This is a genomic window from Pseudomonas sp. 1912-s, assembly GCF_029269205.1.
In the GTDB taxonomy this organism is placed as follows: Bacteria; Pseudomonadota; Gammaproteobacteria; order Pseudomonadales; family Pseudomonadaceae; genus Aquipseudomonas.
Genome location: NZ_JARIXR010000005.1, coordinates 175290 through 198063, shown reverse-complemented (window position 1 = coordinate 198063; position 22774 = coordinate 175290). Strand labels below are relative to the sequence as shown.

Below are 22774 nucleotides of genomic sequence, written 5' to 3'. Positions count from 1 at the left end.
CAAAAGGGGCAACTAGCCCCAGCGCATCACAGACAACAGCCACACCAGAGACAGCGCGGACGCCACCCAGATGCTCCAGCCGGTTACGCCGATCACCAACAAATGCAGGTAGGCGCTGCCGAGAAGACCGATAAACAAGCGATCACCACGGGTGGTGCTGATCGGTAACAAGCCGCGCCGGGGGATACTCGGCGAGCGCAATTCCCAGGTCGTCATGCCCACCAGCAGCAGGCCGATCGCGGCGAAGAACAGTGCAGTCGGGGTGGTCCAGGCCATCCATTCCATCATCGACTCCTCAGACCCGGCCCAGGGCAAAGCCCTTGACCACGTGGTTGCGAACAAACCAGATCACCAGCATGCCCGGCAGGATGGTCAACACCCCCGCCGCCGCCAGCACGCCCCAGTCGATGCCGGACGCCGACACCGTGCGAGTCATCACTGCAGCGATGGGCTTGGCGTTCACCGACGTCAACGTGCGTGCCAGCAGGAGTTCGACCCAGGAAAACATGAAGCAGAAAAACGCCGTGACGCCGATCCCCGAGCCAATCAGCGGGATGAAAATCTTCACGAAAAACTTGGGGAAGCTGTACCCGTCGATGTAGGCGGTTTCGTCGATTTCCTTGGGCACACCCGACATGAAGCCTTCGAGAATCCACACCGCCAACGGCACGTTGAACAGGCAGTGGGCCAGGGCCACCGCGATATGCGTATCGAACAGGCCAATGGACGAATACAGCTGGAAAAACGGCAGTAAAAACACCGCTGGCGGCGCCATGCGGTTGGTCAGCAGCCAGAAGAACAGGTGCTTGTCGCCGAGGAAGCGGTAGCGCGAGAACGCGTAGGCCGCAGGCAGCGCCACACTCAGGGAAATCACCGTATTGAGGCTGACGTAGTACAGCGAGTTGAGGTAGCCGGTGTACCAGCTCGGGTCGGTGAAAATCACCTTGTAGTTGGCGAAGGTAAAGTCCTGGGGAAACAGGGTCAGGCCACCGAGGATTTCGGTGTTGCTCTTGAACGACATGTTCAGCAGCCAGTAGATCGGCACCAGCAGGAACAGGATGTAGACCAGCAGCGGGATAACCTTGCGCTTGCTCATGTTGGCGGCCTCAGCGGTTGGCGTCGGAGTGGGTCATGGCGGTGTAGAACAGCCAGGACACCAACAGGATGATCAGGAAGTACACCAGGGAAAATGCCGCCGCCGGGCCCAGGTCGAATTGGCCTACGGCCATTTGAGTAAGGGTCTGACTGAGGAAGGTGGTGGCATTTCCCGGCCCGCCCCCCGTCAGTACAAACGGCTCGGTGTAGATCATGAAACTGTCCATGAACCGCAGCATCACCGCGATCAACAGCACGCTTTTCAGCTTCGGCAGCTGGATATGTCGGAATACCGCCCAACTGGAAGCGCGATCAATCCGCGCCGCCTGGTAGTACACATCCGGGATCGCCCGCAGCCCCGAGAAACACAGGAGTGCCACCAGGGACGTCCAGTGCCATACGTCCATCACCAGCACGGTGACCCAGGCGTCCATGGTGTTGGCCGCATAGTTGTAGCTGATACCCATCGCGTTGAGCGTTGAACCCAGCAGGCCGATGTCGGCGCGGCCAAAAATCTGCCAGATGGTGCCCACCACGTTCCACGGAATCAGCAGCGGAATCGCCATCACGATCAACACCAACGAGGACCAGCGGCCCTTGGTGGGCATCGTCAGGGCGATGGCGATACCCAGGGGAATTTCGATCAGCAGCACGCACGCCGAATAGATGAACTGACGCAACAGCGAGTCGTGCAGGCGCGGGTCCAGCAGCACCTGCTTGTACCAATCGGCGCCGACAAAATAGCGGCTGGACTGATCGAAGATGTCCTGCACCGAATAGTTGACCACGGTCATCATCGGGATCACCGCACTGAAGGCCACCAGCAGGAACACCGGCAACACCAGCCACCATGCCTTGTTGTTCTGCACCTTGTTCATGGCTGCGCCTCCAGCAGGTAGTCGTCGGCATACACCATCAGCCATTGGCCCGGAAAGCTGATGGACGCGTGACCCTCGGGCACCGGTTTGTCTTCGGCCAGGCGCACCTTCAACAGGGCGCCGTCGAGGTTGAGGGTCATGATCTTGTAGGTGCCGAGGTCTTCCACATGAGTGACTTGGGCCTGTAGCGCGTCAGGATTGTGCTCATCCCACACATGGATAAATTCCGGGCGGATACCCACCTGCAGTTTCTTGTAGGGCGTTTCGCCAATGCGCTGCTGCAACGCCTCGGGCAACGCCAGATGCGTGCCGGCAAAACGCACACCGCCCGCCTCGGCCTGCACTTCAATCAGATTCATCCCCGGGCTGCCGATGAAATAGCCGACAAAGGTATGGCTAGGCCGCTCGAACAATTCCCGTGGCGTGCCGAACTGCACGATCTGCCCGCCGTACATCACCGCGATCTTGTCGGCGAAGGTCGAGGCCTCCAGTTGATCGTGGGTGACGTAGACCATGGTGATGTTGAACTGCTCGTGGATCTGCTTGAGCTTGCGCCGCAGCTTCCACTTCAGGTGCGGGTCGATCACCGTCAACGGTTCGTCGAACAGGATCGCCGACACGTCGTCACGCACCAGCCCGCGGCCCATGGAGACTTTCTGTTTTTCGTCGGCGGTGAGGTTGCGGGCTTTTTTGTCCAGCAGGTTTTGCAGGTCGAGCACCTCGGCAATTTCCTGCACCTTGCTGTGAATCTTCGCCTCGGCCATGCCCTGGTTTCGCAGTGGAAACGCCAGGTTATCGAACACCGTCATGGTGTCGTACACCACCGGGAACTGGAACACCTGGGCGATGTTGCGTTTTTCCGGGGTCAGCTCGTTGACCACCTTGGTGTCGAACAACACCTGGCCTTCGGAAGGGCTGAGCAGGCCGGAGATGATATTCAGCAACGTCGACTTGCCGCAGCCCGAGGGGCCAAGCAACGCGTAGGCGCCGCCCTGCTCCCAGACGTGGTTCATTTCGCGAATCGCGTAGTCCTCGGGGCCGGCGGGCTTTGCGCTGTAGCTGTGGGCCAGGTTCTGCAAATGGATCTCGGCCATCAGGCAACCCTCGCGACACGTCGGCCCGGGGCCTGGACCAGACGTCCCTGGCCATCGAACACAAACAATTTGTGGGTAGGGATATAGATGCGGATCGGCGCGTCGACGTCGTACTCATGCACGCCGGGCAAATGCAACACCAGCAGGAAGTGCTCGCTGCGCACGTGCAGGAAGGTTTCCGAGCCGCTGATTTCGGCGACTTCCACGGTCACCGCCAGCTCCAGGTCGTCATCGTTGCTGGGCACCAGGCTGATATGGCTGGGCCGCACGCCAAAGCGGAACTCGCCTTCGCCGATGGGCCGCAGGTCGACGTTCAGCGGGAAGTGCACAAAGTTGGCAAAGCTCACTTCATTGCCGCTGATGCGTCCGGGCATCAGGTTGATCGGCGGCTCGGAAAACAGCTCGGCCGCCAGCACGGTTTGCGGCTGGTGATAGACCTCGGCGGCCTTGCCGCTCTGGATCACCCGGCCCTCATGGAGAATGGTAGTGGTGCCGCCCAGGGCCAGGGCTTCGTTGGGTTCGGTGGTGGCGTAGATGGCGATGGTGTGGCGGGCCTTGAACAGCTCGCGCATTTCCTGACGCAGTTCTTCGCGCAGCTTGTAGTCCAGGTTCACCAGGGGCTCGTCGAACAGGATCAGCTCGGCGTCCTTGACCAGCGCCCGGGCCATGGCGGTGCGCTGCTGCTGGCCGCCGGAAAGCTCCAGCGGGTGACGCTGGAGGAATTTCTCGATGCGCAGCATTTTCGCGGTTTCGAGGACCTTGCTCTGGATCTGCTCGGCCGACACACCGGCCTGGCGCAGCGGCGAGGCGATGTTCTCGAACACGGTCATGGTCGGGTAATTGATGAACTGCTGATAGACCATCGACACGTTGCGCAAACGCACCGGCTTGTGGGTGACGTCGACGCCGTTCATCAGGATGCGCCCGCTGTCGGGCTTGTCCAGGCCGGCCATCAGGCGCATCAGGCTGGTCTTGCCGGACAGCGTGCGGCCCAGCAACACATTGAAGGAACCGGCTTCGAAACGCAGGTTGGCGTCGTCGATCCAGGTCTGGCCTTCAACAACGCGAGTGACGTGCTCCAGGGTCAATGACATGACACGACCTTTTTATTATTGGAATGGTTCTGGCAAGCACACAGAGCGAGTTCCGTGCCAAAAACCCAAAATCCAGGCCGGTCAACGGGTTAGGCAAAACGGCCGTTCACCTCTGAACAGAAATGAACAGACCGGCCTGAACAACTGAACACCTGGCGGGTTGACAATGAACAGTTCTGAACAACACTGAATGAGCCTTTCGAACCCAGAACAACAATAAAACAAGGGTCACCGCCATGAGCACACCGCTGGCGCACGATGCCATCATCCAGGACTCCTGGCGCCGCTGCCGTGCCTATGGCCTGGATCACCAGAGCACGCCGAGTTTCGATCAACTGCCTGCAGACGGCGTGCGCCAATTGCTGGAGAGCCAGCATTCCCTCGTGCAAACCACCCACCAGGAAGTGCTGCCCTACTACGAAAACATCCTGAGCAATTCCAACTGCCTGATCATGCTCGCCGACAACCAGGGCCAGGTGCTGACCTCCTGGGGCACCCAGCGTTTTATCGAACCGACATTGGCCCGTGGCTTCAGCGCCGGCGCCAGCTGGATGGAGCGCGCAAGCGGCACCAACGCCATCGGCACAGCCCTGGCCTGTGCCCAGGCGGTGCACATCGAGCACGACGAGCACTTCCTCAAGGCCAACCGTTTCATGACCGGCTCGGCGGCGCCGATCTTCGATGCCCAGCGGGAAATCATCGCGGTGCTGGATGTGTCCAGCGACAGCTACCTGCCGCCCTCCCACACCCTCGGCATGGTCAAGATGATGAGCCAGACGGTAGAGAACCGGCTGATCCTCAACCTGTTTCGCGGCGAACATTTCCAGCTGACGTTCAACACCGGGTTGAACAACCTTGATAGCCAGTGGGCCGGGTTACTGATTTTTGATGAAAGTGGCCAGGTGCTGTCGGCCAACCGCCGGGCAGACAACCTGCTGGGCATCAGCCTGTCGCGGGTGCTGATCGACAGCCTGTTCAAGGTCTCGCTGCTGGAATTGCTCAACCAGCCCGAAGGCCTGCCCTTCTCGCTGCAAGCCGCCGGGCGCAACCGTTTCCAATGCCTGTTGAAACGCCCGAAGCAGGCGCCTGTGCAGGCTCGCGTGTTTGTCGAGACAAAGAAACCCAGCGAGCCTGCGCCCACGGCCATCAACCTCAAGACCCTGCACTTTGGCGACGCCCGGGTGGAAAAGGCAGTACGCCAGGCCGAGCGCTTGCTGGAAAAGGACATCCCATTGCTGATCCATGGTGAAACCGGTGTGGGCAAGGAAGTCTTCGTCAAAGCCCTGCACCAGGCCAGCTCCCGCAGCCAACAGGCGTTTATCGCAGTCAACTGCGCGGCGATCCCCGCCGAACTGGTGGAATCGGAACTGTTCGGCTACGAAAAAGGCGCGTTTACCGGCGCCAACCAGAAAGGCAGCATCGGGCTGATCCGCAAGGCAGACAAAGGCACCTTGTTCCTCGACGAGATCGGCGACATGCCGCTGCCGACCCAGGCCCGGCTGCTGCGGGTGTTGCAGGAACGCTGTGTGCAGCCGGTGGGCAGCAGCGAGTTGTTCCCGGTGGATTTGCGGATCATCTCCGCCACCAACCGCTCGCTGCGGGAACAGGTGCAGCTCGGACGTTTTCGCGAAGACCTGTATTACCGCATCGGTGGCCTGACCCTGGAGCTGCCGCCGCTACGGGAGCGCACCGATAAACAGGCGCTGTTCAAGCAACTGTGGCAACAGCATCGGGAACCGACGCAGTGGGCCGGGTTGAGTAACGAGGTGCTGGCGCTGTTTGAGCAGCACCCATGGCCGGGGAATTTGCGCCAGGTGAGCAGCGTGTTGCAGGTGGCGCTGGCAATGGCGGAAGAGCAGCCAATCCGGGCGGAGCATTTGCCGGATGATTTTTTTGTGGATTTGAATGGGATGGTGCCGGAGCCAAGCAGTGAACGGTTGGATGACAGCATGGACCTGGCCCAACGGCTGAAAGCCGCGGGCGGCAATATCTCGCACCTGGCGCGGGAACTGGGGGTTAGCCGCAATACCCTGTACAAGCGCCTTAAGCAAAACGGGGATTCTGGTCAGGGACACGGTTAAACCTGTGGGAGCTGGCTTGCCTGCGATGGCGGAGTGTCAGTCAACATCTCTGTCACTGATACACCGCTATCGCAGGCAAGCCAGCTCCCACACTTGAACTACGTCGGGTTTGAAATTTGGGCTCAGTTCAGAACCGGCGTCGCCCCCATTGGCACTTTGCGACCCGGTGCTGCCATCTCGAACAGCTGCTCAACCCGGGCACTTTCTTCCGCACTCGGCTTGATCGCCCACGCACACACCACAAAAATCCCCGCATTGACCACCAACCCGACGATCCCGCTGGTCAACGACCCCAGCCCGGGGATGTCATCCGGATACATCGTCGTCAGCACAATCGCCACCACAATCCCGGCCAGCATCCCGGCAATCGCGCCTTCCTTGTTGCCGCGACGGCTGAAGATTCCGAAAAACAGCGGCACCGCCAACTGGATAATCCCCTGGTAGGAAATCTGCGCCAGCAATTGCAGCCGCGCGTAATCGAAGGTCAGGTACGCCAGCACCGAGGCGGCGACGATAAACACCACCATCCCGGACTTGGCCAGCAGCGTCAGTTGGCGATCGGTACGCGGGGTGCTCCAGGTGGCCAGGTCATTGGCGAACTGCGTACCGCAGACCTGCACGCAACCGTCCACGTGGCCGATGCTCGCCGCCAGCACGATGACGATCGCCAGCGCCAGCATCCAAGGCCCGCCGATGTCGAACAGCGACAGGAACCAGCCTTGTTGCGGGTGCGCGATGACGTTCGGGTCCTGGCTGATAGCGGCGGCAAACAGCATCAGGATGCCGTAGAAACCACCCACCAACAGGATCGTGTACAGCGTGCCTTTCTTCACCGCCTTGACGCCGCTGGCGGTGTAGATGCGCTGAAAACTCATGGGCCAGCACATCGAGCCGATCACCCCGGTAAAAATCAGGCTGAACATGTACAGCGGGCCATAACCGGTGCCGCTGGCGCCAGGGATCAGCAGCATCTTGGCCGGCAAATGCGACAGGTTGGAGAACGACGCCTGGTCGCCAAACAACAGGAACACACACAGCGCCGCACACAACACGTAGGCAATCAGGCCCTGGAACATGTCAGTCATGATCAGCCCGCGCATGCCCATGCTCACGGTCCAGTACTGGCGCACCAGCACCACTACCACGCCGGCAATCAGGCAGGTGGTGACGCCCCAGCGGCCAAAACTGGCGAACTGGAACAGCATCGCCAAGGCCTGGATGCCCATCACCACCCACGGGAATACCGAGATGATGCCGATGATCGAGGCCACCCGCTTGACCACCGGGCTGTTGAAGCGCATGCCGAGCAAGTCTGGCTGGGTGCGCAGGTTGAAGCGCTGGCCCCAGGTCCAGGCGCGGCGCGCCATCAGGTACATCGCGGTCACGCCCAGGGTGGCGTAGACCATGCCGTAGAAGCCCAGGGCGCCGCCAATGGTCAGGGCAAAAAACGCGGTAAAGGTCGAGCCCGGCCACCACGAGTTGGTGTAACACATGGCGATGTACCACGGCCCGTAGGAACGCCCGCCTACGGCGTAATCGGAAAAGCTCGTGCTCTCGCGGTTGGTGGCGTACAGCACGGCAATCATCCCGGCCAGGAACAGGCCGATCACGCCGAAGGTGATAAAGAGGTGGGCATCGCTGGTGGTGCTGATCATGGCGCATCCCCCTCTTCGGGAATTTCACCGGCTTTCAGCTCGGCGACATACAGCGCCCACAGGCCCAGGCCGGCGAGAACCGCGATGGCGATCCAGTAGAAGATCGGCAACGGAATGCCCAGTACCAATGCGGTACTGCCGCTCACGCTCAAATAGAACGGCGGGAATAAAGCGAGCATCAGCAACAGGAAGAAGTACACGCCGAAGAGTTGGCTCTTCAGGCGTCCGGGTGGTGCGGTATCGGATTTCATGAGTCGGGTGCTCCTTGAATTTCTGGATCGGTTTGTTATGTGATCAAACAAAAAATCAAGCAGTGAAACGTCAGCGCAAACCAGCGCCAAAGGCGGAACTCGAGGTGTCGTCGTTATTGTTATGGCGCAGGCTCAAGCCTGTCTTAGCCAGGTTTCCCATTGCGAATCGTTGATGATGCTGCGGGCGCGCATGTGCTTCCACGTGCCGTATTTGTAGAAGTCGAAATCCAGCTGCGACACCGCGTGCTGCACCATCGCCCAGGTCGACCATTTGATGTCCGCCAGGGCCTTGTGCAACTTGATGCGCGCCAGGTTCTGCGGGGTGACTTGGCCGAAGTAGTCTTCGATCAGGGCCAGCTCCATCTCGTCGGTAAAAAACATCTCGCCGAACCACAGCGCCAGCTCGTAATGCCGGTCGTTGTTGGAGGCGTATTCGAAGTCCACCAGGCGAATCTGCCGACGGTCGTTGAGCATGAAATTACCCGCCAGGGTGTCGTTCATGCACGGCGCCAGGTCGATACCGGAAGCTTGCAGCACACCCCGCGCGCGATCGCATTGGCGGCGCAGCCAGGCGTCGTCGGCGGGTTTGCAGCCGTTGAGTTGCTCCACCTGGCGCTGGTGCTCGGCGATCATGTCGAACACGGTTTTGGTCTGCACCAGCGGCGGCTGGTCGTTGAAGGCCTTGAGGGCGTGCAACGCGTTGTGGCGCACGTCGCGGTCAAGAAAATCGTGGTTGGACGAGGCGCGCCAACCTTCCATGAACTCGAAGACTTCCACGCCGAATTCCTCAAGGAAGGCAAACACCGGCGCGCCGTAGCCGGTTTGCGCCGCCTTGAGGCTGGCGTCGTGGGCGGTGCGGCGGTCGATAAACATTTCGGTGCCCACACCGGGCACCTTGAAGAAATAAGCCGTATCGATGCCGGCCACTTCCACCCGCCAGTTTGTGTTGGAAATCCCGCCGCTGACCGGCTCATAACGAATTCCGCTGCCGCCCCAACTGGCGACCCCGCGAACCGCCGCTTCCAGCTGACACTCTTGTGGCGTACACGCCTCACCTAACGCTTTCATGCCTGCCCCTCCTGTACCTGACGTAGCCAACTTTCAAACCGTGGGTCTTGCAGGCTCTGGCGGCAGCGCAGCAACGTCCACTGCCCGACTTTGGAGAACTCCAGCGGCCGCGCCGAGGTGGCGCCGACCCACAGGCCCCAAAGGGTCCAGTACCAATCGTTGATCAGGGCGTACAAACGGCAGCGGGCGTAGTCGCTTTCGCGGCATTGGCCGGCCCAGGCAGTGATGCCTTCACGCCAGTCGCTTTCGAAGACATACAACTCGTTAAGGCTGATGGCCACGTCGTACCAGGGGTCACCGCAGCCGCCGTAGTCGAAGTCGATCAGTTGCAAGGCGCCCTCCGGGCCAATCATCACGTTGCTGGCCACGCCGTCGCCGTGCAGCGGCACCGACGCGCTGGTGTTCAGTTGCAGGGAAGTCCAGGCCAGGTCAATGCAGGTACTGATCCAGGCGTGGTCGAGGGGCAAGGCCACGCTGTAGCGCACGCACAACTCGCGCACGTGCTGGATGTCTTGCAGCGGCGAGCGGGTGAAACCCGGGGAAGTGCCGGCGTGCAGTTGTTTCTTCAGTGCCCAGAGCGCCTGCAAGCGCTGGGGCTGCATCAATTCGTCGAGGCGGGCCCAGCGCCATTCACTGGCGGGCAACGCATCCAGCAGCAACACCCCCGCCGCTGCATCCACCAGGCGCACACCCGGCGTCACGTCGCAATCGGCCGCCAGTTGGGTGGCGCGGGCGGTGCGTTCGATGTCGATCAGCGCGCGCATGTCGTCATGCAAGACCTTGGCGTAACACTGGCCCCACGGCGCGGTGACGGTATAACCGGTCCATTCGGTGGCCAGCCGCACCGGCGAGGCAATCCCGGCGGTGCCCTCTTCGACCACCACATGGGCGGACAGGCCGGCGGCCTCAAGGGCGCCCAGCAGCCGCGACTTAGCTTGCAAACGACTCGACATGGCAGACCTCAGCGGTAGGCGTTGGGGGTGGAACAGGCGCGGTGCAGCAACGCGGTCAGCATGTGCAAACCGTTGCGCATGTCCTTCTCGCTGGTGAACTCCGCTTCGTTATGGGACACGCCATTGCTGCTCGGAATAAACAGCAGGCACACCGGGTAATGCCGGCTCAGGCTGATGGCGTCGTGGCCTGAAACGGTGACGCTGTTGCCGATGGGCAAGCCCAGTTGCTGGCCGACGCTGTAGGCCAACTCGGAAAAGCCGTGGTGCAGGTGAGTCGGCTCACGCAGGGCGCGGCTTTCGATGGTGTAGTCCGTCGCCGTGGCAGCGGCGGTGGCCTTGAGCGTGGCGTCCAGGCGCGCGCCGGCGGCGGCCAGCAACTCGGTGTCTGGCGAACGGTACTCGACGTGCAGTGTCACGCTGGAGGGCACCACGTTCGGAGAGTTGGGGTAGATCTCCAGGCGCCCCACCGAGCTGTGCAGTTGCGTGCCGTGCAGGTCGGCCTCAGCCCGCACGGCGGTGATCGCATGGGCGGCGGCCAGCAAGGCGTCCTTGCGCGCGGCCATGGGCGTGGGGCCAGTGTGGTTCTGTTCGCCGATGAACCGAATCCTTTGTTTGAGGGCGGCCCAAGTGTCACGCACGACGCCGATGGCCAGGCCGTCGCGCTCAAGGCCGTCACCTTGCTCAACGTGGATTTCCACATAACCGGCCACGTCCAGTTCGACCCGGCCCTCCCCCAGATAACCAATCTGTTGCAGCGCATGCTTGAGGCTGATGCCGTCGCCATCGCGGCACGCCCAGGCGTCTTGCAGGGCAAGGTCGCCGGTGAATACGCTGCTGCCGATCAGGCTGGGCTGGAAGCGTGCGCCCTCCTCGTTGGTCCAGTTCACCACCGCCAGATTGCACGCCGGCACTTCGCCACGTTCACGCAGTTGGCGGGCCAGGCTGGCCACCGCGACCGCGCCGGCCAGCACGCCGTAGACACCATCGAAACGCCCGGCACTGGGCTGGCTGTCCAGGTGCGAGCCGCACAGCACGTAGGGGGCGTCTGGGTTAAAGGTGATCAACCCGAACAGATTACCCACCGCATCCACCCGCACTTCAAAGCCGCGCTCGGTCAGCCAGGCGGCGAACAGGTCGCGCACGGCGCCATCCTCGGCCGAGGCTGCCAGGCGGTGCAGCCCGCCGGCCCGGGTCGCGCCGATGGCTGAAGAGTCGCGGAACAGCGCCTCGAAGGTTTCAAGGTCCTGGTCACTGGGCGCCAGCAACTCAGGGGTAAAGGATGTCGACATGGGCTTGCTCCAGGCGGGTCGCAAAATCGTCGGACGGCGCACGATTGGTGACCAGGGTCGTGATGGCGCTGAATGGCAGCGTATTGATGAACGTGCGGTGGCCGAACTTGGCGTCGTCGGCCAGGATCACGCTGCGCAGGCTGTGTTTGGTCAGTTCCCGGCGCAGCAGCGCCTCGGGCTCCTGGTAGTCCATGAACCCCAGTTCCAGGTCGACGGCGCCGATGCCCATGAAGGCAATGTCGTAATGGAACTGTCGGACGAATTCCAGGGTGTGGGCGCCAATCAGCGCGTTGTCGTTGCGGCGTACATCGCCGGGCACCACCAGCACCTGATTGGCGCTTTGCTCGGTGATCAGGCGGGCGATGTCCAGGGAGTTGGTGATGATGCGCAACTGGCTGAACCCGATCAGTTGCTGGGCCAGGGCCAGGGTCGAGGTACCGGTGTCGAGAAACAGCACCATGCCTTCGCTCACCAGCTTCGCCGCACACACTGCAATGCGTGTCTTGGCCTGGGGCTTGATGCGGCTGCGCACTTGCAGCGGCTGTTCTTCGTTGAGCCGAGGCAATATCGCGCCACCGTGGATGCGCCGCAGCTTGCCGGCTTCTTCCAGGTACTTGAAGTCGCGGCGGATGGTTTCTTCGGAGACGAACAACGCCTGCGCCAGGTCCGAGGCCTTGACGCGCTGGTGTTGGGTGAGCAGGAGCATGATTTCGTCGAGACGTGGCTGATTCAGCATAAAAGAGGTATTCCAGGGCAGGTTCAGGCGGCCGGTATTGCGCGGCCCACGGCGAGACGCGGCGCGAGCCAGTCCAGCAGGGAGCATAGAGCGTAATACGGCCATGGACAGGGTCACGGGTACCTCTCACTCATCAGGGTGTGAAAGGGCAGGACAACACAAAGCGTTTATCACGGGCGGACTTCTGGCGAGCCCACTCCGGGTGCAATCAATCAGGGCATCAGCATCGGGGGAAGGTGCTGATCCCAAGGGGCGATGGCTTCCACGGCTGCGCAGAACTGCAGCACCTGGGCGTCGGCAAACCGTGGGCCGATCACCTGCAAGCCAATCGGCAAACCGCTCGGGCTGAAGCCACAGGGCAGGCTGGCCGCGGGGTTGCCGGTGATATTGAACGGGTAGGTAAACGGCGTCCAGCGCGCCCATGGCACTGCGCCCTCCTCGCCTGGCCAGCCCTCGGGGGCCACGCGGTCGGCGGCGAACGGCAGGATCGGCATCGTCGGCATCAGCAACACGTCGTAGTCGTTAAACAAGGCGTGTACCTGATTGGCGAACAGTGCACGTTGCTGCACGGCCTTGAGGTAAGCCGCCAGATCGTAATCGGCGGAACGCTTGATCAGCGCGGCGAAGCCGGGGTCCAGTTGGTCGAGGCGATCGGCCAGGGATTTACCGTAGGCAATCCCGCGCCCGCCGACCCACAGGGTTTCGAAGGTGGAGAGCGGATCTTGCCAGTCCAGGGTCAGGGTGGTAACGGTGACCGGCAGCTCTTCCGCGAGGTAATGCACCGCCGCTTCGACGGTGGCGGCGATGACCGGGTCCACCGGCGTTTCGAACAAGGTCGGGCAGTACGCCACGCGCAACGGGCCCAACGGCCGGTCGCAGCGCGCCAGGTAGGATTCGGTGGGCGCGGGCAAGGCCTGGTGGTCCAGCGGGTCGGGGCCGGAGAGGATATCGAACAACAACGCGCTGTCGCGCACGGTGCGGGTGATCGGGCCGGCGTGGCTGAGCATCTCAGTGGCGGACCACGGCCAGGTGGGGATTCGCCCCAGGGAGCCTTTAAGGGCGAATGCACCGCAGAAGGCGCCCGGGATACGCACCGAGCCGCCGCCGTCGGAGCCCAGCGTGGCCGGCACCATCCGCGCCGCCACCGCAATGGCCGAGCCGGAGCTGGAACCGCCGCTGGTGAGTTGCGGGTTCCACGGGTTGCGGCCATTGCCGAAGACGCGGGAGGTGCTGGCGCCGGTCCAGCCGAATTCAGTGGTGGCGGTCTTGCCGAGGAGGATCGCGCCGGCGTCTTTGAGACGGCGGATGATCGGCGCGTCTTGTGTGGGGACGTTGTCCAGCCCAGTGAGCGAGCCGCGGGTGGTGCGCAGGTTGGCGGTGGAGAACAGGTCTTTGATGCCGAAGGGGATGCCGTGGAGCGGGCCTTTTATCTGCCCGGCCTCGGCGGCCACCGTCATGGCATGCGCCTGCTCAAGCGCGGCCTCGGTGTAGACGTCGCCAAACGCATTCAGTGTGGAATTGTGGGTTTTGATGGATTCGAGGCTTTGCTCCACCAGTTGCACGGGGGTGAGTGTGCCTTGGCGGATGCTTTCGGCTGCGTGCAGGACGCTGGGCATATCGGTCAGTGAGGTATCAGTCTTCATTGAGCATCCTGGGACATCTGCGAAATGGTCCAGCGGGTACGTCAATAGACGCCAAGGGAATGGCGGCTGTCAAGTTGGATTTGTTGTGTATGTGGGTTTTGTGGGTTTTATTTTTGTCGGAGATTTGGCTTACGAAAACGGGCCGCTTTAGCCGGGGATTTGGCGAAACGTCCTATCAGTAGCAGTGGATAGCTCTGACTTCTTTCTCTCACAAACCGCTGCAAAGTCCCTCGCCTGATCACACAGCGCGAGGGAACGCCGATGCTTTTTCCGATTAATGCCATGCCCGAATGGGCTGCCTCTTGAATCCCGCCATTGGCAGATTGGCCCTGGCTCCCATGGATGTGGAGACGAAGGACGTCGAAGCGGTCTTTCGTAACTTCAGGCAGTGCCTTAACACCTTTGACGATTGGGCTGAGAGCTTCTGGAGCTTTTCGGCACTGGAAGTCGAGCAAGTGTTCAAGGTCGGGGATGAGGTGGCGCTGATCGCACCTGTTTCCTCGAAAGCCCCAAGTACCACGGTTGCAATGTGCAAATCGAACGGCGCACTCACCTTGGTGCATCTGTTTGAGAGCAGGCGGTTTGTGCCGATCGGCAACACGCCGGTCATGCTCCAGGCCATCGCCGAGGACGGCAGTCCGATCGGTCCTCCTGTCCATAAAACCATCGGCCCCAGCGGCATTCTCGAAGTCACCGACTGCACCCGCGACCAGCAGTATCAGGTCAGCTTTTATCCCAATGTTTCCAACGATCACGTCAAGGCGCTCTACGCCTCCTATCAGTCGGTAATCAGCTCGCTGGAAAGCAGCTTGCGCAGCGAATGGACGAACACGTTCGAAGCGCAGTGGAACCATTATTCAAATGCCAGCCCCCTCGACCGTCGCAAGTTGATGGACGCAGCGTTTGTGCGAGGGATTGCGAACACGCTGTACAGCCTTTGGGACGGAATTCCCAACCTGTACGACTTGCTGGCGGACATCAAGCCCAATAGCGAAAAGTTGCTGCACTACATCTCCCAAGGCGAACTTGAAGAGCTGTTGAAGCTTAGCAATGAGGCCATTGCCAACGGTCTTTTGATACTGAGTGACGAACCTCTGTTGTTCATCTATTTGTCGGCGATGTTCAGTTGGGCGCAATTGCTTCCGCCGCCGGATATGAACGAGCTGCTGGGAGAAATAACGCTCGAGGTGCTGCTCAACCTGTTGTTGCTGTGGGCCACCGGCGGGATGGGTGTGGCGGTGCGCTTGGGGGCGCAGGTGCTGGGAAAGGTCAGGTCCGGCCGAGCGCGGGACTGGCTGGAGCAGATGGCCAAGTTGGGCGGTACCCTGCGGATGGATGGGCATGCCGAGGCGGTCAAGCCGATGTTGCTGGCGAGCCAGGCGGTAACGGCCAAGGCGGCGGCGGTGCCGTTGAAAGCCGGACAGCATGAAGTGCCAAATCCGATGCCGCTGGCCAGGGATAAGAGGCAGCCGACGACCGCGTTGGTCAGGCAAGACCCTGTCGACGATGTGCCCTCCTCTGCCAAGAACCCCGGCGGTGATGCGGCCGCTCCCGCAGACAAGACCGCAACCAATGGCTGCCCGGTGTCGATGGTTACTGGTGAGGAGTTGCTGACCCTCACCGACGGCTCGTTGGATGGGGTGTTGCCCTTTGCCTGGACGCGGTTGTATCGCAGCAGTGCGGTGGAAGTGGATTGCGGGTTGGGGCTTGGCTGGAGTCATGCGCTGGCTCAGCGGTTGGTGGTTAGCGGCGAGTCGGTGATCTGGACCGACCATGAAAACCGCAGTACGACCTTTCCCCTTCCCTCTGCTACGCGGCCAGCCATCACCAATAGCCTGGCGGAAGCGGCGATTTATCTGGGCGCTTTGCCTGATGAGTGGGTACTGGCTCAAACCTCCCTTTTCTATCACTTCCGCGACGGTGTGCTGACGTCGATCAGCGACGCGTATGACAACCGGCTGCGTATTTCCCGAGRCTACTCCGGGCGGATTCAGCGGATTGATAACGGCGTTGGTCAAGGATTGCTGCTGCGGTATGACCGTGGACATATCGTTGCCGTCGACTATCAGGTGCAGCGGGARCTGGACTGGGTTACCGAGCAGAACGTTGTTTCCTACCGGTACGACGAAGCGTGGGGGTTGGTTGAGGCGACCAACGCTGTCGGCGAAAGCGAGCGTTATCGGTACGACGATCAGCAGGTGATCCTGGAGCGGCAACTGGCCGGTGGGGCGAGTTTCTTCTGGGAGTGGGAACGGTCCGGTAAATCTGCAAGGTGTATCCGCCACTGGGCCAGTTTTTCCCAGATGGACACGCGGTACGCCTGGGACGACAACGGCAGCGTCACCGTGCACAACGCCGATGGCAGCCACGAAGTCTACGTCCACGACCAGCGCGCACGACTGGTGCAACGGATTGATCCGGACGGCGCCGAGCACTTCAAATCCTACGATGAAAAAGGTCGGCTGACCGTCGAGCAGGATCCACTCGGGGCGGTGACGGCGTATCAGTACGACGAAGCCGGTCGGTTGATTGCGCTGTTTCCCGGGGACGATGCACCCACATCCTACGAGCATGACAACGGTTTCGTAAGGGTTGTGCGCCGTGGTGAGGCGGTCTGGAAATACCAGCGTAACGATCAAGGCGATATCACCCGCAAGACTGATCCGGACGGCAACTACACCGAATACACCTACACCAAACACGGAAAACTCTCCGGCGTCTGGCACCCGGACAACAGCAGTCAGCGATTTATCTGGAACGAGCGTGGCCAGCTCACCGAAGAGAAATTGGCGAATGGCGGCGTGCGACGCTATCGCTATGACGACCTCGGACGACAGGTGGTTTGCGAGGATGAGCACGGTGCGCTGACCCAGTATCAGTGGGACGCCGTAGGACGCTTGCTGAAGGTGACTCAGCCCGGCGGTGCCTCTCGCGAATTCAGCTACAACCCGTACGGAAAAATCACCGCCGAGCGCGACGAACTGGGGCGGGTTACTCGCTACGAGTATGCCGACGGCCTGCACCTGATCAGCCGTCGGATTAATCCCGACGGCACACAGCTCAAATACCGTTACGACAATGTCCGGTTGCTACTGACCGAGATTGAAAACGAAGTCGGGGAAACCTATCGGCTCGACTATCACGCCAATGGATTTATCCAGCAGGAAACCGGCTTTGATGGGCGCCGCACCGCCTATGTTTATGACCTCGCCGGGCATCTGCTGGAAAAGACCGAGTACGGCGACGATGGCAGTCAGCTGGTTACCGGTTATCAGCGAGACAGCGCCGGTCGCCTGGTAAGAAAAACCCTGCCCGACCGCAGCATTGTCGATTACACCTACGATCGCCTCGGCAATCTCCTCAGCGTCGACGACGGTAATTGGCCGCTCCACTACGAATACGACCTGCAAAACCGCCTCACCGCCGAACATCAAGGCTGGGGCACCTTGCGCTACCGCTACGACGAATGCGGCCAACTCAACTACCTGCGACTGCCCGACAACAACCGCCTGGCCTTCCACCACGACAAAGGCGGCGACCTCGCCACCATCGAACTGAATGGCAACCCGCTCACCTCACACCTGTTCAAATCCGGCCGAGAGCACCAGCGCCAGCAGGGACAACTCCTCAGCCACTACCACTACGACGACCAGGGCCGCCTGCACGCCCACGCCATCACCCAACAGGAACAACGCCACCAACGCCGCCAATACGACTACGACCAACGCGGCAACCTGACCCGCATCCTCGATACCCGCAAAGGCCAGCACGACTACCACTACGACCCACTCGACCGCCTGACCCGCGCCAACCACTCGCACGACCTGCAGGAACGCTTCTTCCACGACCCCGCCGGCAACCTGCTGATGCAGGACCGCGTAGGGCCGAGTGTGATCAAAGGCAACCGCCTGCTGATGCAAGGCGATCGCCATTACGACTATGACGCCTTCGGCAACCTCCTGCGCGAACGCCGGGGCCGTGCCCAGCAGTTGGTCACCGAATACCGCTACGACTGCCAACACCGCCTGACCAGCGTCACCCAACCCGACGGCAGCCAGGCCAGCTATCGCTACGATCCGTTTGGGCGGCGCGTCGCCAAAGTCGTCAACAGCCAGACCACCGAGTTTTTCTGGCAAGGCGACATGTTGGTCGCCGAGCACAGCGCCGATCACCACCAAAGCTACCTCTACGAAACCAACAGCTTCCGACCGTTAGCGCTGCTGAAAGGCTACGGCCCGGAAGACGTAAAACCCTTCCACTACCAACTCGACCACCTCGGCACCCCACAAGAACTCACAGCACCCGACGGCGAAACCGTCTGGTCCGCGCACTACCGCGCCTACGGCCAAATCGCGAAACTGGACGTCAATACCGTCACCAACCCACTGCGCTTCCAGGGCCAATACTTCGACCCGGAAAGCGGGCTGCACTACAACCGCCATCGCTACTACAATCCGGATGTTGGCCGCTATCTAACGCCAGATCCGGTGAAACTGGCGGGCGGGCTGAACGGATACCAGTACGTGCCCAACCCTACGGGGTGGGTGGATCCGTTAGGATTGAGCGCCAATTGCCCACCCGGAGGACGAAGTAACCCGAACTGCGGTGTTCCGGTTGAACCCGACGCTCCTGAGGTCTCTCGCAAAGGAGCTTTCAGACAAGCAAAAAGAGCTGCCAAGATACCGATGCGCCAAGACCCAGATATGGTAGTGGACCCAAGGACTGGAGCTGTAAAACAATATGAAATAGTAAAAATGACAGACAAAAATGGTGAAAGTATTTTGAATGACGCGGGCAAACCGATAAAGACCAGGGTATATAAATATACAAAGAGCGATGGTTCTGAAGTACTGATTCAAGACCATTCTGCCGGGCACCGATTCGGCAGCAAAGGCGGAACAGGTGACCAAGGCGCACATTTCAACTTACGGCCCATAGAAAAACCAAGGAACGGTAACGTACCAGGCGCGAAGGAACATTACTTTTTCAAGGAGAAAAAATGAAATATTGGAATGAATTAGATGAAAGCATATTTTTCTGTAAGCTTTTTAGTCACCCAATCGAAATTGGCCGAATTTCTCTTTTTTCATTACAAATAGAGAACGACCAGCCCTCGCTAGGGCTGGGATTTGACATACCGGAATTCCCAGATAACTTACCAGAGAAATGGCAAAACAAAGGGTTCAACACTTGCAGACTCGGGCTTACCTGCTCGAACATCAGCGATTTGAAAATCACCAACATCCCAACCAAAGAAATTTTTTCCGCAACTATCGCGGAAGAAAACGGAATTCTTATATTCCAAGCCGCCGCAAAAAAATCCTCAATCGAATTCAAAGCACAATTCATATCTCTGAATGGTCCTTCGGTTTACATAAACGGCCCTGAGGATGATAAATTTTTAGCTAATCCCAAGCACACCTAATTTGGATTATCCAATTTACGTAAAGATCGGCCACATTTCCTGAGAACAAATACTCGCCCCCCTTAACTGAAGAAAATGTGATCATAAAAAAACCAATATATATTCAGAGAATCACGATTTGCAGGTGAATTGACGTGAGTTTTCACTGACTCTCCAAGAAAAAGACAAAACACAAATTGATTTACTTAACTCGTTATTCAAAACTAAAAATCTGGATGGGGACGATTTACCGAGCTTATGCCCACAAACTACTTCCTAAGCCCTTGATTTTTGAGGGCCACCTTACGTTCTATCACCAAGAGGGCTTGTAGTTTATACAGCGCAAGCCTCACTCTATTCCGGCAATCGCTCCCCTCAACTCCACGCCACCACCAACAACCCCGCCCCCAACACCAGACACAGCGGCGAGTAAAAAAACGTATCCAGCCGCGCAAACCGCGACCCACCGACCTTCTTGAAAAACCCCACCAGCTCCGAATCCCCAATCGCCCGGGCAAACATCACCAGCGCCACCGCACTGATCCCCCATTGCAAGGCATGGTTGGACACCGGCTCGAAATACAGCCCGGCCCGCAAACACACCAGCACCGCAATCGCCACCAATCCCACGCCCACCAGCAACGTGCCCAGCGCCGAAGGCTTGAACGCCGGCCGTGGCCCACTGGCGAATTCACCCGGCAGCTGCGGAATCGCCGCGGCAACCCCCAATTTGCCACCGGCCGCCCAGTACAAATGCACCAGGCTGATAAAGCCAAACACCCCGACGATCCATCGCGCGACTAAAAAGCTCATGGCTGGATATCCTTGGAAAAGTCCGAAAGAGGATAGACCTCTTGAGATTTTTTGCAGGCAATTCGTCGGCGGCTGATGGTAAAGTGCCGCCCCATGAAACTCGCCCGTACCGACCGCTCGCTCATTGCCTGGATGCTCTATTGCTGCGTCCTGTTCAATGTGTTCGCCTGCAGCATTGGCCACGGGCAAATGGTCGGGATGCAGCTCAACGGCATCGGCGGCCAGTTCTGTACGGTGGACCCGCGCACCCAGGCGCCAGCGCCTTACACGTCCACCGATGAATCCCTGCCCACGCTCTCGAAAGCCTTCGGTTGCCCGCTGTGCTCAACCGGCGGCATGGGCCCGGCGCTCAGCTCCAGCCTCAACGTAGTCGTCCTGCCACAACCCCATGCGCCGCCGCCGGCCATCGTTGCCAGCGCCGACATTCCTGCCCGCTTCACCTGGCCTGCGGCTAATCCGCGCGCCCCACCCGCCTTCGCCTGATACCTGCGCTTTTTTGATTGGCACGTGTTGCCGTCTCCCTCGGGAGTACGGGTGGCTGTGCGTTGTTTTCAAGCCATGTTTTTCAGGATTCAACCATGAAACATCTACCTCTTTTGGCGGGCCTGTTCGGCTGCCTCCCTGTCAGCACCTGGGCGATTGAGCTGGCACCGACCACCATTGATGGCGAACAAACCGGCGAGCCCGGCCTGGCTCTGGACCAATCCAGTGGCATGGCCTCGCGCCTCGGGCTGAGCGTGCGGGAAACCCCGGCGTCCATCGCCATTGCCAATCGCAACGACATCGAACGTCGAGGCGCCAAGACGTTCCGGGACGCGGCCAATACCTTGCCCGGGGTCAACGCCAGCGCGCCGCCGGGGTTTGGCGGATTTATTTCCTATCGGGGTTTTACCAGCAGCCAGATTACCCAGATGTTCAATGGCGTCGCCGTGTCGGGCGGCCTGGCGCGGCCGGTGGATGCGTGGATCTATGATCGGGTCGAACTGGTGGGCGGCCCCTCCTCGCTGATCAACGGCGCCGGTTCCGTCGGCGGTTCGCTGAACTACGTGACCAAACTGGCCACCCGCGAAGAACAGGCCGCCGAAGGGCAACTGACGTATGGCAGCTACGACACCGCCGGGATGGCCTTCGGCCTCAACCATGCGCTGACCGAACCGGGTGCCGAGGTGCAGCATTACGCACGCCTGGACGTGAGCCGCAACACCAACCACACCTATATCGATCGTCAACAGCGCGATGCCTGGAGCGTTGCATTTTCCCTGTTGAGTGATTTCACGCCGAACCTGTCCCACACCCTGGCGCTGGAATACCAGGACGAGCACGAAGACAGCCCCTATTGGGGCACGCCGGTGCTCAACCCGAAGTCAGGCGAGTTGAAGATCGACAAGCACAACCGCTTCAACAACTACAACGTGGCCGACGGCCGTTATGAGCAACGCACGATCTGGGTCCGGTCGATCATCGACTACCGGATCAACGACAGCACTACCCTGAAAAACACCCTCTATCACCTCGACAGCCAGCGCGACTATCGCAACCTGGAAACCTACCAGTACAACGCCGACAACAGCGCGGTGAATCGCTCCACGGCCTATCAGGTACGCCATCAGGGCGAGCAGAACGGCAACCAGTTCGAGCTGCGCCATGACGACACATTCTTCGGCTTGAGCACCACGTGGTCGGGTGGCTTTGAGTACAAGGTCAACAGCACCACCAACAACCCACTTAACGTGGCGGGTAAAAGTACGGTGGATCCGAACAACTACGATCCGGGGCACTTCTATGACATCCCCGGCACCAGGCCCGGCTTCGATCCGGACAAGACCAACGCCGTCACCACCCAGGCATTGTTCGTCGAAAACCGCCTGGGGCTGACGGACAAACTGTCACTGCTCACCGGCCTGCGCTATGACGCGATCGACCTTGAGGTCACCAATCACCGAGACATCACCGCCAGCAATCCGCGGCACGTCAAGCGCAGCTGGGAGCCGGTCACCGGGCGTATTGGCCTGACGTATCAGTTCATTCCGCAAGCCAATGTCTACGTGCAATACAGCACCGCCGCCGAACAGCCGAGCACCACCACCCAGGTGTTCGACGTGTCTACCGGCAAGCAGTGGGAAGTGGGCAGCAAGTTCGACTACCTGGACGGTCGTGGCTCGGCCACCGTCGCCGCCTATAAAATTGAGCGCAAGGACTTCGCCGTGACCGACCCGCAGGACCCGACCAACAGCATTCCCGTGGGCGCGCAGTCGTCCAAGGGTATCGAGTTGGCCAGTTCGTTGCGGGTTACGCCCAAATTATTGGTGGAGGGTAACTACGCCTGGGTCGATGCCGAGTACGAGGACTTCAATGAGAAAATCGCCAGTGGGGCCGTGGTGTCGCGCAACGGCAACACGCCGACCAACGTGCCCAGGCAGGTGGGTAATCTGTGGCTGACCTATGACTTTGCCGAAGATTGGCAAGGTGGCGTGGATGCGCGGTATGTGGCGTCGGTGTATGCCGATAACGCCAACACCCTGACGGTGCCGGCGTATACCTTGTTCGGCACGTTTTTGACTTACAAGGTGGATCAGCACACCTCTGTGACGGGTCGGGTACGCAACCTGACCAATGAGGTGTATGCCGAATTTGCCCATGTGTCGCCGGCGTATTACCTCGGGTCGCCGAGGACGTTTGAGCTGGCGGTGCAGACGAAGTTCTGACACAAACCCTGTAGG

18 protein-coding genes are annotated in these 22774 nt (G+C 60.3%); 5 read left to right on the top strand and 13 right to left on the bottom strand.

Annotated elements, in window-relative coordinates; genetic code table 11:
• Positions 1-12: 12 nt before the first annotated feature.
• The 5 genes from P3C29_RS08925 to P3C29_RS08905 are packed head-to-tail and all read right to left on the bottom strand — an operon-like array spanning position 13 to position 4161.
• On the bottom strand, positions 13-285 hold the full coding sequence (locus P3C29_RS08925) for a DUF2160 domain-containing protein (protein ID WP_010173082.1): 273 nt from the start codon (positions 283-285) through the stop codon (positions 13-15).
• A gap of 10 nt (positions 286-295) precedes the next feature.
• Positions 296-1096 (bottom strand): carbohydrate ABC transporter permease, encoded by an 801-nt coding sequence (locus tag P3C29_RS08920; protein WP_275964333.1) that lies wholly within the window; start codon positions 1094-1096, stop codon positions 296-298.
• 10 nt (positions 1097-1106) lie between these two features.
• Positions 1107-1973 carry a sugar ABC transporter permease gene (locus P3C29_RS08915; protein WP_010173085.1) on the bottom strand — a complete coding sequence of 289 codons (867 nt, stop codon included), beginning with the start codon at positions 1971-1973 and terminating at the stop codon, positions 1107-1109.
• Complete coding sequence (locus P3C29_RS08910; protein WP_169388111.1) at positions 1970-3067, bottom strand: ABC transporter ATP-binding protein; 1098 nt, start codon at positions 3065-3067, stop codon at positions 1970-1972. The genes P3C29_RS08915 and P3C29_RS08910 overlap by 4 nt, the downstream gene beginning before the upstream one ends.
• Positions 3067-4161: an ABC transporter ATP-binding protein gene (locus P3C29_RS08905; RefSeq protein WP_010173089.1), complete on the bottom strand. Its 1095-nt coding sequence runs from the start codon at positions 4159-4161 to the stop codon at positions 3067-3069. Before P3C29_RS08905 ends, P3C29_RS08910 begins: the two co-directional genes overlap by 1 nt.
• A 236-nt stretch (positions 4162-4397) precedes the next feature.
• On the opposite strand from P3C29_RS08905, the gene P3C29_RS08900 reads away from it, so the two are divergent.
• The gene (locus P3C29_RS08900) at positions 4398-6242 is read left to right on the top strand and encodes a sigma-54-dependent Fis family transcriptional regulator (protein ID WP_275964332.1); all 1845 of its coding nucleotides are present in this window, start codon (positions 4398-4400) and stop codon (positions 6240-6242) included.
• 122 nt (positions 6243-6364) lie between these two features.
• On the opposite strand, the gene P3C29_RS08895 is transcribed toward P3C29_RS08900, so the two are convergent.
• The 7 genes from P3C29_RS08895 to P3C29_RS08865 form a co-directional block, all read right to left on the bottom strand.
• Positions 6365-7897 (bottom strand): sodium:solute symporter family protein, encoded by a 1533-nt coding sequence (locus P3C29_RS08895; RefSeq protein ID WP_275964331.1) that lies wholly within the window; start codon positions 7895-7897, stop codon positions 6365-6367.
• Positions 7894-8148, bottom strand: coding sequence for a hypothetical protein (locus tag P3C29_RS08890; protein ID WP_010173095.1), 255 nt, complete (start codon positions 8146-8148; stop codon positions 7894-7896). Before P3C29_RS08890 ends, P3C29_RS08895 begins: the two co-directional genes overlap by 4 nt.
• Before the next feature lie 132 nt (positions 8149-8280).
• The gene (locus P3C29_RS08885) at positions 8281-9216 is read right to left on the bottom strand and encodes a choline kinase family protein (RefSeq protein WP_010173097.1); all 936 of its coding nucleotides are present in this window, start codon (positions 9214-9216) and stop codon (positions 8281-8283) included.
• Positions 9213-10169, bottom strand: a complete 957-nt coding sequence (locus tag P3C29_RS08880; RefSeq protein WP_201123496.1) for an aminoglycoside phosphotransferase family protein — start codon at positions 10167-10169, stop codon at positions 9213-9215. Before P3C29_RS08880 ends, P3C29_RS08885 begins: the two co-directional genes overlap by 4 nt.
• 8 nt (positions 10170-10177) lie before the next feature.
• Complete coding sequence (locus tag P3C29_RS08875) at positions 10178-11458, bottom strand: M20 family metallo-hydrolase (protein ID WP_275964330.1); 1281 nt, start codon at positions 11456-11458, stop codon at positions 10178-10180.
• Positions 11436-12194: a DeoR/GlpR family DNA-binding transcription regulator gene (locus tag P3C29_RS08870; protein WP_010173104.1), complete on the bottom strand. Its 759-nt coding sequence runs from the start codon at positions 12192-12194 to the stop codon at positions 11436-11438. Before P3C29_RS08870 ends, P3C29_RS08875 begins: the two co-directional genes overlap by 23 nt.
• Before the next feature lie 212 nt (positions 12195-12406).
• Positions 12407-13837, bottom strand: coding sequence for an amidase family protein (locus P3C29_RS08865; RefSeq protein ID WP_275964329.1), 1431 nt, complete (start codon positions 13835-13837; stop codon positions 12407-12409).
• 338 nt (positions 13838-14175) lie between these two features.
• Here P3C29_RS08865 and P3C29_RS08860 point away from each other — a divergent pair, with 338 nt between their 5' ends.
• Entirely contained in the window at positions 14176-18840 is a 4665-nt protein-coding gene (locus P3C29_RS08860; protein WP_275964368.1) for an RHS repeat-associated core domain-containing protein, read from the top strand.
• Positions 18837-19262, top strand: a complete 426-nt coding sequence (locus P3C29_RS08855; protein WP_201123490.1) for an Imm50 family immunity protein — start codon at positions 18837-18839, stop codon at positions 19260-19262. The genes P3C29_RS08860 and P3C29_RS08855 overlap by 4 nt, the downstream gene beginning before the upstream one ends.
• A 354-nt stretch (positions 19263-19616) precedes the next feature.
• On the opposite strand, the gene P3C29_RS08850 is transcribed toward P3C29_RS08855, so the two are convergent.
• Entirely contained in the window at positions 19617-20054 is a 438-nt protein-coding gene (locus tag P3C29_RS08850) for a DUF3995 domain-containing protein (protein ID WP_169388104.1), read from the bottom strand.
• 93 nt (positions 20055-20147) lie between these two features.
• On the opposite strand from P3C29_RS08850, the gene P3C29_RS08845 reads away from it, so the two are divergent.
• Both P3C29_RS08845 and P3C29_RS08840 read left to right on the top strand, forming a co-directional pair.
• Positions 20148-20537, top strand: a complete 390-nt coding sequence (locus tag P3C29_RS08845) for a DUF2946 domain-containing protein (protein WP_275964328.1) — start codon at positions 20148-20150, stop codon at positions 20535-20537.
• A 95-nt stretch (positions 20538-20632) separates the two neighbouring features.
• The gene (locus tag P3C29_RS08840) at positions 20633-22759 is read left to right on the top strand and encodes a TonB-dependent receptor (RefSeq protein ID WP_275964327.1); all 2127 of its coding nucleotides are present in this window, start codon (positions 20633-20635) and stop codon (positions 22757-22759) included.
• Positions 22760-22774 lie beyond the last annotated feature (15 nt).